The sequence below is a fragment of the Azomonas agilis genome (genome assembly GCF_007830255.1).
GTDB lineage: Bacteria > Pseudomonadota > Gammaproteobacteria > Pseudomonadales > Pseudomonadaceae > Azomonas > Azomonas agilis.
Genome location: NZ_VLKG01000001.1, coordinates 116,972 through 133,628, shown reverse-complemented (window position 1 = coordinate 133,628; position 16,657 = coordinate 116,972). Strand labels below are relative to the sequence as shown.

Below are 16,657 nucleotides of genomic sequence, written 5' to 3'. Positions count from 1 at the left end.
TCATGGCCCGTTTTTTCCGTCGTCGTAAGTATTGCCGCTTCACTGCTGAAGATGTCAAAGAGATCGACTACAAAGATCTGAACACCCTGAAAGCCTACATCTCTGAAACCGGCAAAATTGTTCCAAGCCGGATCACAGGTACTAAGGCTAAATACCAACGTCAGTTGGCGGCTGCGATTAAGCGTGCTCGCTATCTGGCTCTGTTGCCTTACACCGATAGCCACGGCCGCTAATAGCAGGCCAAACCCTAAGTAGGGGATAGATCGCGTGCGCTTTCTGGCAGAGTTCATCATGCGGGGTCGGGTGCAAGCCGCTTTAGTGGTTGCGGGAGCGGCTGCCGTACCCATACTGTTTTGGCTCAGTGCAGCAGCCTGTTGTCTAGTTTTGCTACGTCGTGGACTGTCTGATGGTCTACAGGTGGCAGTCTGGGGAGCTATTCCAGCCCTAGTCTGGTGGTACTTAGGCGAACCAAGAACCGCCTTAGTGTTACTCGGGGCGCTGGCTTTAGCCATATTGCTGCGTCAGGGGTGGTCTTGGCAGCGAGTTTTATTGGCCAGCACCGGTTTGGGGCTGGGCTATGTAGCGCTGCTGATACTGCTGTTTGACGATAGCCTAAAACTATTGGCTGCTGAGGCCCATGCCTTGTTGCCCACAGTGATGCCTGAAGTCTGGGAAAAGCTGTCCGCTGTTGAGCGGGAGCAGCTGCAACAGATGTTCGCCGCTGTACTGACCGGCTTATTGGCAACCCTGTTGCAGTTATTGGCTTTGGTCAGTCTGATGTTGGGGCGTTACTGGCAAGCACTCTTGTATAACCCTGGTGGCTTTGGCTCAGAGTTTCGGGCGTTACGCCTGTCTCCTGTAGTTGCTATTGGGTTGTGTGTGGGGGCTTTGGCGGGTGTGCTCGGGGGGCCGACTCTGGCGCTGTTGATTCCACTGTGTAGCCTACCACTCATCCTAGCCAGTTTGGCTCTGATGCATGGTTTGGTAGCTATGAACCGTATGTCGAAGTTCTGGCTGGTGGGTCTGTACGTCATGCTGGTGCTCTTGCTACAGGTGATTTATCCGCTCTTGGCTGTGTTGGCCGTTGTAGACAGCCTGTTTGATTTTCGTGGACGTGCTGCCCGTAATCCGGGATAGGCCCTGCGAACGGTGAAGGTTAAAAGTTAAGAGGTAAGACTCAAATGGAAGTCATCCTGTTAGAAAAAATTGCCAACTTGGGCAATCTGGGCGACAAAGTCACTATTAAAGGTGGCTATGCGCGTAACTATCTGTTACCCCAAGGCAAAGCGACTCGTGCTACTGCTGAAAACGTGGCGGCTTTTGAAGCCCGTCGTGCTGAGTTGGAGCGTCTGGCTGCTGAGAAGAAGGCTTCTGCTGAAGAGCGTGCTGCTCAATTGGCTGAGCTGGAAGTCACCATCACGGCTGTAGCCGGTGACGAAGGCAAGCTCTTTGGTTCTATCGGTACTGCAGACATTGCTGATGCCCTGACTGCCTCCGGTGTTCCTGTGGCTAAGAGCGAAGTGCGTCTGCCTAACGGTAGCATCCGTCTCGTAGGTGAGTATGATGTCGCTCTGCATCTGCACACTGACGTAGAGGCTTCGGTTCGTGTTGTGGTTCAAGCGGGCTAATTAGCCTCGCAGGTAATCCTTGGGGTGCGCTGTCTGAGCGTGCCCCTTGTTTTTTGTGAGCATCCATCACTGTGCCTCTGTTTTCCGGAACTCCTTCTGTTATGAGCAAACAACGTGCATCAGCGCAACAGGATCTGGAAACCTCAAACCTAAAAGTCCCACCGCATTCCCTTGAAGCAGAGCAGGCTGTCTTAGGTGGCCTAATGCGTGAGAACACGGCGTGGGAGCGTGTTTGTGAACAGGTTTCAGAGTCAGATTTTTATCGGTACGACCATCGGTTGATTTTCCGGGCTATTCAGCAGCTTGCAGAGCGTAATCAGCCTTTTGACGTAGTTACACTGGCTGAGCAACTGGATCAGGCGGGTGTTGGTGCTCAAACGGGTGGTTTGGCTTATTTGGGAGACTTGGTTCGCAATACGCCTTCGGTTGCCAATATTAAGGCCTATGCACAGATTATTCGTGAGCGCGCCACCCTGCGCCAGCTCATCACCATCAGCAATCAAATTGCAGAGACCGCGTACTTCCCCCAAGGTTTAAAGGCTGAAGAAGTATTGGATGAGGCCGAGCGCCAGATTTTCCAGATTGCCGAAGCACGCCCTAAAACCGGTGGGCCATTGCCCATCAATGAATTACTGAGTAAAACAGTTAACCGTATTGATACTCTGTTTAACAGTCATCAAGGTTTAATCGGCGTATCAACGGGCTTTAGCGATTTAGACGAAAAAACCAACGGTTTGCAGGGCTCTGACTTAATTGTTATTGCGGGTCGTCCTTCCATGGGGAAGACCACTTTTGCCATGAACATGGTGGAAAGTGCGGTATTACGCACCGATAAAGCAGTATTGGTGTTTTCGCTAGAAATGCCTGCCGATTCTTTGGTGATGCGTTTGCTGTCTTCCTTAGGGCGTATTGACCAAACTAAAATCCGCACCGGCAAGTTGGAAGACGATGATTGGCCGCGTTTGACCTCCGCCGTCAATCTGCTGACGGAGCGCAAACTCTTTATTGATGACACCGCCGGTATTTCCCCGACCGAAATGCGGGCGCGGGCTCGACGCTTGGCCCGTGAGCATGGCGAAATCGGCCTGATTATGGTGGATTATCTACAGTTGATGCGTATTCCCGGAGCTTCTGGTGAAAATCGCACCAACGAAATTTCCGAAATTTCCCGCTCGCTGAAAGCCTTAGCCAAAGAGTTTAACTGTCCGGTACTGGCTCTATCTCAGCTTAACCGTTCTTTGGAACAACGGCCTAATAAGCGGCCTGTCAACTCGGATTTGCGCGAATCAGGGGCCATTGAGCAGGATGCAGACATCATTATGTTTATTTATAGGGATGAAGTTTATAACCCCAATAGTGAATATAAGGGCGTTGCGGAAATTATTATTGGTAAGCAGCGGAACGGCCCTATCGGTACAGTACGGTTGGCATTTTTGGGGCGTTATACTCGGTTTGATAATTTGGCTCCCGGCACCTATCAGTTTGAAGACGATTAAGCCGAGCGAAAGGCTAAACACTCCCAAAGCCAACAAGATGGCTCAAGGCTCACGTTGGTCAATGCTGAGCTGATAGAGCCCAATCCCCGCAACAAATACGAAGGCTCTGCCGTAGGATAGGGAGCCGTTTAGCCAGTGCTCAGGCAGTTGCCCGAAGCCAAAGCTAAGGCAGCGAATATAAATCAGAGGTTAGTGACGGCATTAACCGGCTCTGCCCAAAAAGCAGCGGAGATTCGCTGCAGATTGTGCCCTCTGTATCGGTTTATCATTCAAATGGGCAGATATGACGATTTTGTGTTAGTCACTGTGGTTGATTCCGTTTTGGCATAGCTCTATTACCCCTTGGGGGGCTGTATTGTCGAAAGAACTCGCTACTATGTGCCTTCGTTTCCTTGGGGATACCCTGTCATGCGCCCTCTTGTTGCCACTATTGATCTGGCTGCTTTACGTCACAACTACCTGCATGCAAAAGCCTGTGCTGCGGGCCGTAAAGCCTTTGCGGTCGTTAAAGCCAATGCCTACGGTCATGGAGCGGCACAGGTGGTAGCAGCTTTGTCCGGTGTGGCGGATGGCTTTGCCGTAGCCTGTTTGGAAGAGGCTGAAATTGTTCGCAGCGTGCATCCCAGTATTCGGATTTTATTGCTAGAAGGCTGTTTTGAGGCTGAGGAGTACCAGCAGGCTAGCGTGCTGAATTTAGACCTAGTGGTGCAAGGTGAGGCTCAGTGTGCGGCTCTCAGGCACGCCGTTGTACCCAATCCTTTTTCTGTGTGGTTAAAGCTGGATTCGGGGATGCACCGGCTGGGGATGTCTGCCTCAGGCCTACGTGATTGCTTTACCTTATTGCATCATCATCCGAATGTGGCGGAATTGAACCTCATCAGCCACTTTGCCTGCGCCGATGAGCCAGATCATCCGCTAAATGCCCAGCAATTGGCCGCTTTTGTGGGGCTTGAGGATTTACCCTTTGTGGCCCGTTCCTTGGCTAACTCGGCCGCTGTTTTAAGTATATCTGCTGCCCATCAGGACTGGATTCGTCCCGGCATCATGCTGTATGGCGCATCGCCCTTTGCCGAGCGATCCGCCGCCGCTTTGGGTTTGCAACCAGTAATGAGCCTAACTGCGGCTCTCATCGCCATCCGCGAAGTCCCTGTGGGAGAGAGTGTCGGTTATGGCGCAACTTGGGTGGCTCAGCGCCCTTCGCGTATTGGTACGGTAAGCTGTGGCTATGCGGATGGTTATCCCCGTCATGCGCCTTCGGGAACATCCGTAGTTATTCGAGGCCAGCATGTACCCTTAGCGGGGCGCGTGTCGATGGATATGCTGGCGGTGGATCTCACCGATCTTCCCGAGGCCAAGGTAGGCGATGCAGTAGAGCTTTGGGGGCGACATATGCTGGTAGATGACTTAGCCCAGCGTTGCGGCACCATCGGCTATGAGTTGTTGACCAAGGTAACGCCGCGCGTGCCGAGGCAGTACCGCTAACCCCTCCCTTGGGCGCTGGGCTCGTTGCCAAACTGGCACTGAGTCCAGCCCTCTCTATTCAGAGGCTGAGGTTTTTAGAACCAAGCCTCCATCTGAGTACCAAATTGCCATAATCCGCCCGATTTAAAGTATTTTTGACCAAAGTTATCCGAGTCGCTGAAACCGTCCAACTCTTTAGACCAGTCCATATAGCTGGCAAATACGCGTAACTCGGGACGTTTAAAGAAGTTACCGGATTCAGCTTTAAAGGTGGGCGCGATGGTCAGTTTCCAGAAGGCTCCGTCGGCTGCTTGGCGACCCTTATAACCTTTGGGATCTAGATCCATAGTTTGCCAACTGGTCTCATAGACCATCTCAAAATTGCTACTGAGCTCATTGGCTAAACGCACATTCAGCGTTAACCAGCGGTAGTTGTCGCCGGGGACATAACGATCTTTGCTGTGTTCTGTCAGGAGCACAGGGGCAATGCGCCAGGTATCATTCAAACGAGTTTGGCCGTACATTGCCAGACGTAGGGCGCTGGCTTCATCCAATAGTTCGCCATCAGAGCCAATGCCTTTAACCTCAGCACCCAATCCCTTTCCGTACAGTAGCGCGGCTTTGAAAAAGCCTTCCTGTCCGAAAAAATCTGGCCGATGGTACGCCAACATACTGTGTACACCACGTTCAGCAGGGCTATAGCCTGCTTGGTTGAGCCGCTCGGTTTTTTTCGTATCCTCGGAGTTTGCCTGCACCTTGGCATCGTTTTGTCGGGATGCGATGCCGTTCAGCATGAGTTGCCAGCGGCCATTATCAAAAAATTGGTTGAGGGTAGCGATGTAACTTCTGATGTCTTTATCGTTGGCATCTTCGCTGAAATCACCGTAGGAACGGCTCATAACGGAGGCATTGATACGCCATTGGTCAGTGAGTTGTACGTCATAGATTCCTGCCCCGGTTCCTGCTAGGAACACGACATCGGTGTCGAGCCAATGGATGTCAAAGTTATCTCGATCGAAGCGTTTACCGGCCCAAAGGGTTGCGTTTTTGAATACAGCGCTGTTTTGGAAGGAAGCTAGGTGACTGAGTTCTGAGTAAGCCTTCCGTACATTGAGAGAGCTGCTGCTAGACGTCCAGTCATTGGGGGTTTCCACGCCATCGGCGAGCATCACCGTGTATTTCCAGTGGGTACCGTTCTCGGATTGATCTTCTTTTGCGAATTGCATTTCCACGTAGGTATCGGATTCGTTACCTAGTCGTCCCACAGCGCCACCTACTGAGCCGGCGGGGGTTATATAGGGGCTTGCACGTCCTGCGGCCCCACTGTTACTCATGGTTCCAGAACGGGCATATCCGCTAAAAGTAAATCCTTTGGTGATATTTCGTATGGAGCCCACTGAAGAAACCAAACTGGATGTGTCTCGCTCCAGCGACTGTTGACGCGCTTCGATTTGCGCTACCCGTGCGAGCAAACTCATTTGAGTTTCTGGGGCTACGAGGGGATTACCTAGGGCAAATTGTTGATTTTGGTTAAGGCGTTCAACTTCTTTACGCAGTTGGGTGGCCTCTGCTTCAGCAGCGCTTGCACGGGCTTCGGCTGCTGCTGTTCGTGCTTCAAGTCGCGCAAGACGTTCTTCGATACTGGGGGATGCCGCAAGAAGGTTTCCAGAAAGAACAAGCAGAGAAAAACTGGCCCAAGGCCGATAGGTTGCAGAACGCATAGATGAACCTCTTATTCTTGTCATAGGTGCGTCAGAACGACTGTCAAATGTTTCTTGACAAAACGCGCTCATTCGTAGCGTAATTGCTGCGCATGTTAACGTTACCTTATGAATGGTAACGTTACCTTTAATAAAAACAAGAGGGGAGTTTCATGCGTATTGCACTTAAGCGCGAGTATTGGTTGGTCAGTGGCCTGCTATTTTTCTTCTTTTTTGCGTGGTCATCGAGCTATTCACTGTTTTCGATTTGGCTACATCGCATTATTGGTTTAAATGGTACGGAAATCGGTTTTATCTTTGCGGCCAATGCCGTGGCGGCGCTGCTTGTTCAGCCTTTTTACGGGGCTTTGCAGGATCGTTTAGGGCTTTCTCGAAAGCTATTGGCTTGGATTGGTGTTTTGCTGACCTCCATAGCGCCCTTTGCAATATATGTTTATGCCGAGCTACTCGGACAAAATGTATTCTGGGGCGCCTTAGTTGGGGCGGCTTTCTTGGCCTTCGCAGTACTGGCTGGCGTTGGGGTGATTGAGTCTTATACCGAGCGTTTATCCCGCCACGCGGGTTTTGAGTTTGGTACTACTCGAATGTGGGGATCATTGGGTTGGGCAGTAGCTACGGGAATTGTAGGTATTGTTTTTAATATCAATCCCAATATTGTATTTTGTATGAGCAGTATATCGGGTTTGATTTTTTTGCTGATTCTTTCCCGGTTGGATATGGATGTTTTTAAAAGCAATGAGCCACAGGGTATAGAATCAGTACCTGTAAAGTTTGCTGATATTTTTCAATTACTCCATCTGCCGCGCTTTTGGGCATTTAGTTTGTTTTTAACGGGTGTTGCTGGAATCTATATGATTTACGAGCAACAGTTCCCAGTCTACTTTTCCTCTTTTTTTCCTACGGAGGAAATAGGAACCCGTGCCTATGGATATTTAAACTCATCACAGGTACTTCTTGAGGCCTTATTAATGCTGTTTGCACCCTGGGTTGTTATGCGCACTGGGGCCAAGTATGGATTATTATTGGCAGGAAGTATTATGTTTCTACGCATTATAGGTTCTGGATTAGCCACTGATATCTGGGTAATTTCAGCCTGTAAAATGTTGCATGCAATAGAAGTTCCCATCTTATTAGTGTCGGTATTTAAGTACATTGCAGTTAACTTTGAGGCACGCCTTTCTGCCACACTGTACCTTGTATGTTTCCAATTTGCCCAGCAGTTGACCGCAATGCTGTTATCGCCTGCTGTAGGCTACGGTTACGACTCGATTGGCTTTGCTAATGTTTATTTAGTATTAGGTTGCTTAGTTGGAGTGTGCTTGCTGCTGTCTTGGTCGTTATTACGAGGGGATTTACCACGTACTAATGAGTCTCGGAGTGTTGGGTTAGAGTTTCCTGTAGCCGGGGTTAAAGTACCTAATCGCTGCGAGCATTGATCTTTCATTATAGTCGTTACCTTCATGTTTTGTTGCTGAAGGTAACGCTTCCTCAGTATTTATTGATAATAACTTTTAGGGTTAAAGAAAACTATGCAGACCGAACTTTTAACGGCAACAGTTTCAAACTTTGATAAACGAAAACAGGTATATACCAGTAACTATCGTCTCGGATTTCATTTATCCCCACCCTTAGGATGGATGAATGATCCCAATGGCTTAGTATATTTTCAGGGTGAGTACCACGTCTTTTATCAGCATCATCCCCATTCGCCTAAATGGGGCCCTATGTATTGGGGACATGCAAAAAGTGCTGATTTAGTACATTGGGAACATAGGCCCATTGCTTTAGCGCCCGGCGATGATTTTGATCCAGACGGATGTTTTTCCGGCTCGGCAGTGGTTGAGGCAGAAACCCTATACCTGTTCTATACCGGGCATCGTTGGTTGGGGGAGGCGGGTAATGATGCGCAGGGAATGCATCAGGTGCAATGTCTGGCAACCAGTACAGATGGCGTACATTTTACAAAGCGGGGTGTTGTGATCGAAGCAGCGCCCTATCCTGACATAATGCACTTTCGTGACCCTAAAGTTTGGAAGCGAGGCCATGAGTGGTGGATGGCATTGGGGGCACGCCAAGGTGATGATCCAATGTTACTGCTGTATCGCTCGTCCAATCTGTATGACTGGGATTACTTAGGCTGTGCTCTGAAAGGACAGCGCGCTCTGGATGGCTATATGTGGGAGTGTCCTGACTTATTTGAGCTGGAAGGGCGTGATGTCTTTTTATGTTCCCCCCAAGGCTTAACGCCCCAAGGTTATGAGCGCTGGAACCTATACCAAAACAGCTATTGCTTAGGACGTTTGCAGGATGATGCCACCTTTGTCAGTGAAACTCCTTGGTATGAACTTGACCACGGGCATGATTTTTATGCCGCTCAAACGCTACTCGCACCGGATGGGCGGCGCTTGGTATGGGCTTGGATGGATATGTGGAACAGCCCTATGCCCAGCCAAGCCGACCACTGGTGTGGGGCACTGACGTTGCCACGAGAGCTTAGTGTAGAGGGTGATCGTTTGCGGATGCGCCCTGCACGGGAGCTGGTGGCCTTACGTCAATCTCAGCATTGCTTAACAGTGGGCGTGATTGAGGCGCAAAGCCATGACTTGGCGGTGCGTGGAGACTTACTTGAGCTTAAACTTGAGCTTGAAGTACAGAGCAGCACCGCAGAGCATTTTGGTCTCGCGCTGCGTTGCAGTGCCGATGGACGAGAGCAGACGCTGCTATACGTTGATGCTATGGCGCGTCGTTTAGTGCTGGATCGTCAGCAGTCTGGAGTTGGCGTTTGCGGAGTGCGCAGTGTTCCCATAGCGCTGGAGCAAACTCGGGTGGCCCTGCATATTTTTCTGGATCGTTCCTCTATTGAGGTCTTTGTAGATGATGGAGCCTATGTGCTGAGCAGCCGTATTTATCCCGATCCTTGCAGCGTGGGGATTCGTGCATTTGCTGTGAATGGGACTGGGGTATTTGGCGAGCTTTCCGCATGGAGGCTGGCTGATCTTAAACTCTAAGTTGCCCGCCATAAACCGAGTTATCTGCCCCGCTTTTGGCTTATTGTCATCTTTTTGTTGGCCATGACATCATGCAACGCCAAATACACACTGGCACCTGTACATGGCTTCAGTCAAAGATGTTGCACGGTTGGCGGGGGTTTCTCCGATGACTGTGTCCAGAGCGCTCAATACCCCTGAAAAGGTTAATCCTGAAACTCTGGCCAGAGTGCTTCAGGCCGTTGAGCGTTTGAACTATGTACCCAGCCTATCGGCTCGGCAAATTCGTGGGGGGACATCCGGTGGTAAGACCATAGGCGTTTTAGCATTCGATACGGCAACAACGCCTTTTGCTGTGGAAATGCTGCTGTCCTTGGAGCAAACGGCCCGAGAGCACGGTTGGAGTGTTTTTATTCTCAATGTATTTGAAACGCCTCCCTGTCCACAGGTCATTGACTTGTTACTCTCTCATCGACCGGATGGCATTATCTTTAGTGCCATGCAATTGCGGGTTTTGCAGGTTCCGGCGGTACTGCGCGACAAACCCCTAGTGCTGAGTGGTTGTCTCAGTACTGAGGCCGATATTGCTTGCTACGTTCCAGACGATGAAGAGGGGCAATATTGTGCGGTTAAGCAAGCCTTAGAACGCGGTTATCGACGGCCTTTGTGCATCAATCTGCCCCGCCACAGTTTAGCGAGCACCTTACGTCAGCAGGGGTTGCAGCGTGCTTTGACTGAAGCCGGTATCCCTTTAGAGGCTGTACCGCAGTACGATATTTCCGCCGATGATGCCTATGGCGAAACCCTTGATGAGCTGAGGCGGCGTTTGAGTGCGTCGAACGGTAAGCCCGACTTTGATCTGTTAATTTGTGGCAACGATCGCATTGCACTGGTGGCTTATCAATACCTGCTGGGTTGTGGTTTGCGCATTCCCGAAGATGTAGCCGTTCTAGGCTATGACAATATGGTGGGTGTAGCTGAGCTGTTTTACCCACCTTTGACTACCGTACAGCTCCCTTATTATGAAATGGGGCGGCGGGCGACCTTACATCTGATTAAAGAAAAGCACGAGCCCTTTATCCATCGTGTCCCCTGTCCTGTGATTAGCCGCCAGTCTTGGTAAGTCGATAGTTTCTAACGCACCGCTGCCTTGGGGGGAGGGGTTGCTGTACTATTAGGGGTCTCCTCGCAATTCCCCCTCCGGTCATCACCATGCACGCCGCCAAACCTCTGTTTGATTACACCCCTTATTGGGCCGAATGTTTTGGCCCTGCGCCCTTTTTGCCCATGAGTCGGGCGGAAATGGATGCCTTGGGTTGGGACTCCTGTGATGTGATCATCGTCACCGGGGATGCCTATGTGGATCACCCTTCCTTTGGGATGGCGATTATTGGACGGCTGCTGGAGGCTCAGGGTTTTCGCGTTGGCATCATCGCCCAGCCCGATTGGCGCTCGCCAGAGGACTTTATGCGCCTCGGTCGCCCCAACCTGTTTTTTGGGGTGACGGCGGGCAACATGGACTCCATGATCAACCGCTACACGGCTGATCGCAAAATTCGCTCTGATGATGCCTATACGCCGGGTGGATTGGCGGGAAAACGTCCTGACCGCGCCAGTTTGGTGTATAGCCAGCGCTGCAAAGAGGCGTGGAGCGATGTGCCGGTGATTTTGGGCGGCATTGAGGCTTCTTTACGCCGCATCGCTCACTACGATTACTGGCAGGACAAAGTGCGCCGCTCCATTTTGATGGATGCCACCGCCGATTTGCTGCTGTTCGGTAATGCTGACCGCGCGGTGGTGGAAGTCGCGCACCGACTGGCTGCCGGTGAGCCGGTGGAGTCGCTGACCGATATTCGCGGCACGGCCTTTATTCGCCGCACTACGCCCGAAGGCTGGTTTGAGCTGGACTCGACGCGCATCGACCGTCCGGGGGTGGTGGATAAAATCATCAACCCCTACGTCAATACGCAGGATGCGGCGGCCTGCGCCCTAGAGCAAGCCAAGCCTCCTCAAGCAGAAGCGCCTGACGAAGCACAACCGGTCGCCATTTTGCCGAATCCGCGCATTCCGCGTGATAAAACTGTGGTGCGTCTGCCGTCCTTTGAAAAGGTGCGCAACGATCCGGTGCTGTACGCCCATGCCTGTCGGGTGATGCATCAGGAGATCAACCCCGGCAACGGTCGGGCGCTGGTGCAACGGCACGAAGGGCTGGATATTTGGCTCAACCCCGCGCCGATCCCGCTGTCCACCGAAGAGATGGACTATGTGTTCGGGCTGCCCTTTGCACGGGTGCCGCATCCAGCCTATGGCGGTGAGAAAATCCCCGGCTATGAGATGATCCGCTTCTCGATCAACATCATGCGCGGTTGCTTTGGTGGCTGTACCTTCTGTTCCATCACTGAGCATGAGGGACGCATCATCCAAAACCGCTCCGAAGCCTCGATCCTGCGTGAAATCGAAGAAATTCGTGACCATGTACCGGGCTTTACCGGAGTGATCTCCGATTTGGGCGGGCCAACGGCCAATATGTACCGTTTGGCCTGTAAGAGCCGCAGCATTGAGTCGGCCTGCCGCAAGCTGTCCTGCGTCTATCCCGGTATTTGCCAGAATCTGAACACTGACCATTCGGCGCTGATCCAGCTCTACCGCATGGCGCGTGCCTTACCGGGAATTAAGAAGATCCTGATTGCCTCCGGGTTGCGCTACGACTTGGCGGTGGAGTCACCGGACTACATCAAGGAGCTGGCCACCTACCATGTGGGCGGCTACCTGAAGATTGCGCCGGAGCACACCGAGGAAGGCCCCTTATCCAAGATGATGAAGCCGGGGATGGGCACCTATGATCGCTTCAAGCGCCTGTTTGAGCGCTACTCAAAAGAGGCGGGCAAAGAGCAGTACCTGATCCCGTACTTTATCGCCGCCCATCCGGGCACCACGGATGAAGACATGATGAATCTGGCGCTGTGGCTGAAGCGCAATGACTTCCGCGCCGATCAGGTGCAGGCGTTTTATCCGTCGCCCATGTCCATTGCCACCGCCATGTACCACACCGGTCGCAATCCACTGACCAAGGTGACGTACAAAAGCGAAGGGGTGTACATCGTCAAAAGCGAAGCCCAACGCCGTCTGCATAAAGCCTTCTTGCGTTACCACGATCCGAAAAACTGGCCCTTGTTGCGTGAAGCGCTGAAAGATATGGGCCGCGCGGATTTGATCGGTAATGGTCAGCAGCAACTGATTCCCGCTTACCAACCGCAAACGGATGGCTATCAAAGCGCACGGCGTAAAAACTCAACGCCGAGTGCGAGTGACAGCAAAAAATCCGGCAAACCGATGGCCACCCGTCATACCGGATTGCCGAAAACGCCGGACAGCGGTAATGCGTGGGATAAACGCGAACAGGCTAAGGCGGCGGCTGAGGCACGGCGTAAGGCCGAGGTTGAGCAAAAGCGTAAGGGTGGAAATAAACCACAGAAGCAGCCGCCTAAACCGCGATGATAAGGGCCTATGCTCAGTTGCTTTCTTGGGATTCGGCTAAAGCGCCTAAGTCGTCGGCTCGGGCTTTAGTAATCTCCATCATGCAAGATGAACTGGTAATACGATCAATACTGCCTCCGGTGAGGTTGCCATAAAAGCTGCATTCCGCATCACGAAACTGAATCCACAGGCGTTGAATCTCGCGCAGTTGTTTTTGTTTTTCGGGGGCAAGGGTTTTGAGGGCAGCTTTGTAGTTTTGATTCAGGAGCGTATCTTGCCGCTGAAACTCAGCCATAGCGCACTCCACCATTGGGATGGTCACGCCATCGGCTTTATCCATGCATTGGTTATAGGCGCTGGAGTAGTCCTCATCCTCAAAGGCGGATACCGATAGGCTAACACTCAGCAGAATTGATAATGATGCAGCGCGTACTTTGAGCAACATCTAGGCCTCCTTAGAGGCAGTGAGTTATCGACCGATTAAACCCTAATACTCTGGGTAGTTCTATCCAGATCGCTGCCTAAATGCAGTAAATGTTCACTTTGCTGCAAGCCCATATTGATATGCTCTAAATTGGCATCTCCAAGCTGGTAAATGCGCTCACTGTGGCGGCGAATTTCGGCCACTGCATCGGTTTGTTGGGCGGTAGCTTGAGCAATTTGGTCGGCCATGGTTCGAATGGTGAGAATAGCTTCCACAATATGCTGCATGGCGTGATCGGCGGACTCGGCTTGTTTAGCTGTGTCTTCGGCGTGGGTTACTTGAGCCTGCATACTGTCCACCGATTGACGGGCCGCCAGTTGCAGGCGTGCGATGACCTGTTGAATTTCTCCCGTAGCTTGGGTGGTTCTCTGGGCTAAAGAGCGCACTTCTTCGGCCACTACGGCAAAGCCGCGTCCTTGCTCACCAGCCCGCGCGGCTTCGATGGCGGCGTTTAGGGCAAGCAGGTTGGTTTGATCGGCAATGGAGCGAATCACCGTAAGCACTTTGCCAATGGTTTGGGTTTCTTGGGCAAGGTTATCCACGGCTTGGGCGTTGTCCTGCACTTCTTTAACCAAGGCGCGTAACCCATCCAAACTTTGGCCAATGATCTGCTGGCCTTGGCTGACGGATTGATTGGCGGTTTTCCCTGCTTCGGCGGCCTCGTTACTTCCCGTAGCCACTTGGGTGATGGTGGCTTCTAGCTCGGCTAAGGAGTCTCGAATCTGGGCGGTTTCAGCGGCTTGATGACGGGCACTTTTTTGTAGCTCGTGGCTCATACCGGCCAGACTTTGACTGCTTCCGGCGACATTCTGTGCGTGTTGACGTAAGGAGGTAATCAGTTGGCTTAGGTAATCGCGCAACCAATTTAATGAGCGTTCAATTTCCTGCATTTCCTGAATGCGGGAAGGGATCTGTATCCTTTGCTCAAAATCGCCCTGTGCCCAAGCCGATAAACGGGGGACGAGGCGCTCTAAATGGGCAGTGAATCCTCGTTGTACGCGATCAATGGTGAGGGCGATGCCTAAAATAATCAGGATCAACAACGCTTGTATCAGGCGCACGTCTTGTTGGATGCGCTCGCGCTCCGCCTGAACGGGTTTCTCCAGTGCCGAGAGTGCGTTTTGGACTTCTGTCATCCGCTCTGCGTGGTGATGCACGAGGATTGTCCTTTGGCGAATTTGTTCACGAGTGCGCAAAAGTTCTGCGGGGTAGCGTTGCACTAGACTGCCCAGTTCGCGCTTTAAGGCAATGGCGGCATCTTCAGTGGGGCGGTTTTTTTGACTTTGACCTCCTAATCCCAGCAGGGAGGCGAAGTCATTACTGGGAGCGCTTTGTTCTAGGGCAATGCCTAGGGGAGGCAATGCAAGCAGTTGTCGGTAATCTTGGTTGACCAGTTCCAGTGCTTGCTCAATCTCACTCATAAGATCGTCGCGGCCTGTGCTGATGACTCGTGCGCGTGTATGGCTTAGGCGTTGTAGGTGCAGATTCATGGACGACAACGGTGGCCAATACTCGCGCGCGTTGGCTTGCCGTACATAGCGGCCAAACTGTTCCAGATGATCGGCTAGCTCTCGTTCAGCTTGAATTAACAGCCCCTGAGGATCGCCGGCTAATTTTCCGGCGGCCAGTAAGTCGGTAGTGGCAAATTGGTACAGCTTGCTCAGGCTAGAGTTTAACTGCTGGGCCAGTTGCTCTGGCAGTGCATCTACTGAAGACTCTAGGGTGGTTAAGCTCTGGGTAGCTTGGCTGTGCTGTAGGGCATCACCGGTTTCCAGATAGTCTTGTAACCCCTTAGCGACTTGGTACTGAAACTGCTGGGATAATTTTAGATACTGGCCAATCAGTTGGTAAGGCTGCTCCATAGCCCGCTCTGACCACCAGAGGGTGATTCCCAAGGCCAAACAAACACCAACAAGCAGCACCGTGTTGAGTGTGGTGAGGGACTTTAGGCGCATGTCAGCCTCAGGTACAGGTCAGGAGAGAGAGCTGTACCTTATGGCAGTTTAGTGTCGTTTTTATGACGACTGCGTGGGTTGATAGGAGCTGAAAGCCTTTTGCCAGAGGCTAAGCGTCATTATTTTGGGCTTGGCTTCGTTTAGGGCGACGGATTTTCCGCCAGCCTCCGCAGCGGGCTTAGGCTGCTTGGATCAAGGCTGCGACCTCATCTGCGCTGAGCACTTTACCCATAGATACCACGCGCTCATCAATCACCAGCGCGGGGGTGGACATCACGCCATAGGCAGCGATTTCGGCGAAGTCCGTTACTTTCACCACCTCGGCTTCGCGCTGGAGTTGGCTTAGGGCCGTATGGGTGTTTTCGGTCAGGGTGATGCATTTTTTACAGCCAGAGCCCAGAACTTTAATCAGCATGGGGCGTACTCCTATCAATCAGAGAAAAAGGTAAGCAAAGGCGTTGAACAGATAACCAATCAGCATGATGCCTAGGGTGATGATGCTGAAAAATGCCGCTAACAATGGTGGCTTCACGACTTTGCGCAGCATGATGAGCGAGGGGAGTGAGAGGGCGGTGACCGCCATCATAAAGGCCAGCACTGTGCCTAGACCGACCCCTTTATGTACTAGCGCTTCCGCAATGGGTAGGGTGCCAAAAATATCGGCGTACATGGGGATGCCAATCAGGGTCGCAAGGGGCACGGACCATAGTTTGTCGCTGCCAATCAGAGCATTGATGACGCTCTCAGGGATCCAGTTGTGAATCAGAGCCCCAATACCCACCCCCAATAACACGTACATCCAGACGCGCTGGACAATCTCCTGTACTTGCTCGGCGGCATAACGCAGTCGGTCACGTAGCTGAAGTTGTTCGGGGGGCAGGTCCAATACCGGATGGCGGGTTACAAAGGCCTCGATCTGTTGCTCCATCCGCAACGCGCCAATCAGGGCTCCTCCCAGTACCGCTAATACCAAACCCAGCAGCACATAGGCGATGGCGATGCTCCAGTTAAAGATACCCGCCAGCAGGATGAGGGAGGCCAAATCCACCAAGGGCGAGGAAATGAGGAACGAGAAGGTAATGGACAGGGGTAAGCCCGATCCAGTGAAGCCGATAAATAGGGGAATGGAGGAGCAGGAGCAAAAGGGGGTTATGGTTCCCAAAAGTGCGGCGGCTAGATTGGCTCGAAAGCCTTGCAAACCGCCCAAGATGCGCCGTGTGCGCTCTGGGGGAAAATAGCTCTGAATCCAGGAGATGATGAAAATCAGCACCGATAACAGGATGAAAATCTTAATCACATCGTAGATAAAGAAGTGCAGGCTGCCCCCCAAGCGGCTGGACAAATCCAACCCCAGCGCCTCCAGCACAGCCTTCACCCCCTGAGACAGCCACTCCATCCGCAGTAACTGATCGTTCAGCCATTCAAAAAAGTCCATGGGTGACTCCTAG

General features: G+C 52.1%; 13 protein-coding genes and 1 pseudogene. 9 read left to right on the top strand and 5 right to left on the bottom strand.

Features of this window, described 5'->3' with window-relative positions; all coding sequences use genetic code 11:
* The first annotated feature begins 2 nt into the window (after positions 1–2).
* From rpsR to alr, 5 genes and pseudogenes are all read left to right on the top strand, one after another.
* The gene (gene rpsR / locus LX59_RS00570) at positions 3–233 is read left to right on the top strand and encodes a 30S ribosomal protein S18 (protein ID WP_144569900.1); all 231 of its coding nucleotides are present in this window, start codon (positions 3–5) and stop codon (positions 231–233) included.
* Between the two features lie 34 nt (positions 234–267).
* Positions 268–1,160 (top strand): annotated as a pseudogene (locus LX59_RS00565) (hypothetical protein).
* 21 nt (positions 1,161–1,181) lie between these two features.
* Positions 1,182–1,628, top strand: coding sequence for a 50S ribosomal protein L9 (rplI, locus tag LX59_RS00560; protein WP_144569899.1), 447 nt, complete (start codon positions 1,182–1,184; stop codon positions 1,626–1,628).
* 101 nt (positions 1,629–1,729) lie between these two features.
* Positions 1,730–3,124, top strand: a complete 1,395-nt coding sequence (gene dnaB, locus LX59_RS00555; RefSeq protein WP_144569898.1) for a replicative DNA helicase — start codon at positions 1,730–1,732, stop codon at positions 3,122–3,124.
* 408 nt (positions 3,125–3,532) lie between these two features.
* Positions 3,533–4,606 carry an alanine racemase gene (gene alr, locus LX59_RS00550; RefSeq protein WP_144569897.1) on the top strand — a complete coding sequence of 358 codons (1,074 nt, stop codon included), beginning with the start codon at positions 3,533–3,535 and terminating at the stop codon, positions 4,604–4,606.
* A 74-nt stretch (positions 4,607–4,680) separates the two neighbouring features.
* On the opposite strand, the gene LX59_RS00545 is transcribed toward alr, so the two are convergent.
* Positions 4,681–6,306 (bottom strand): carbohydrate porin, encoded by a 1,626-nt coding sequence (locus LX59_RS00545; protein WP_144569896.1) that lies wholly within the window; start codon positions 6,304–6,306, stop codon positions 4,681–4,683.
* Positions 6,307–6,458: 152 nt separating this feature from the next.
* Here LX59_RS00545 and LX59_RS00540 point away from each other — a divergent pair, with 152 nt between their 5' ends.
* From LX59_RS00540 to LX59_RS00525, 4 genes are all read left to right on the top strand, one after another.
* The gene (locus tag LX59_RS00540; protein WP_144569895.1) at positions 6,459–7,742 is read left to right on the top strand and encodes an MFS transporter; all 1,284 of its coding nucleotides are present in this window, start codon (positions 6,459–6,461) and stop codon (positions 7,740–7,742) included.
* A 93-nt stretch (positions 7,743–7,835) separates the two neighbouring features.
* Positions 7,836–9,314, top strand: a complete 1,479-nt coding sequence (locus tag LX59_RS00535; RefSeq protein WP_144569894.1) for a glycoside hydrolase family 32 protein — start codon at positions 7,836–7,838, stop codon at positions 9,312–9,314.
* Positions 9,315–9,417: 103 nt separating this feature from the next.
* Positions 9,418–10,416: a LacI family DNA-binding transcriptional regulator gene (locus LX59_RS00530; protein ID WP_144569893.1), complete on the top strand. Its 999-nt coding sequence runs from the start codon at positions 9,418–9,420 to the stop codon at positions 10,414–10,416.
* An 89-nt stretch (positions 10,417–10,505) separates the two neighbouring features.
* Complete coding sequence (locus LX59_RS00525; protein ID WP_144569892.1) at positions 10,506–12,791, top strand: YgiQ family radical SAM protein; 2,286 nt, start codon at positions 10,506–10,508, stop codon at positions 12,789–12,791.
* A 13-nt stretch (positions 12,792–12,804) separates the two neighbouring features.
* Here LX59_RS00525 and LX59_RS00520 read toward each other — a convergent pair whose 3' ends face one another.
* The 4 genes from LX59_RS00520 to LX59_RS00505 all read right to left on the bottom strand — a co-directional run bounded on the left by LX59_RS00520 (position 12,805) and on the right by LX59_RS00505 (position 16,644).
* Positions 12,805–13,215 carry a lysozyme inhibitor LprI family protein gene (locus LX59_RS00520; RefSeq protein ID WP_170234311.1) on the bottom strand — a complete coding sequence of 137 codons (411 nt, stop codon included), beginning with the start codon at positions 13,213–13,215 and terminating at the stop codon, positions 12,805–12,807.
* Between the two features lie 35 nt (positions 13,216–13,250).
* Positions 13,251–15,209 (bottom strand): methyl-accepting chemotaxis protein, encoded by a 1,959-nt coding sequence (locus tag LX59_RS00515; protein WP_144569891.1) that lies wholly within the window; start codon positions 15,207–15,209, stop codon positions 13,251–13,253.
* 178 nt (positions 15,210–15,387) lie between these two features.
* Positions 15,388–15,624 carry a thioredoxin family protein gene (locus tag LX59_RS00510; RefSeq protein ID WP_144569890.1) on the bottom strand — a complete coding sequence of 79 codons (237 nt, stop codon included), beginning with the start codon at positions 15,622–15,624 and terminating at the stop codon, positions 15,388–15,390.
* 18 nt (positions 15,625–15,642) lie between these two features.
* Complete coding sequence (locus LX59_RS00505; RefSeq protein WP_144569889.1) at positions 15,643–16,644, bottom strand: permease; 1,002 nt, start codon at positions 16,642–16,644, stop codon at positions 15,643–15,645.
* Positions 16,645–16,657 lie beyond the last annotated feature (13 nt).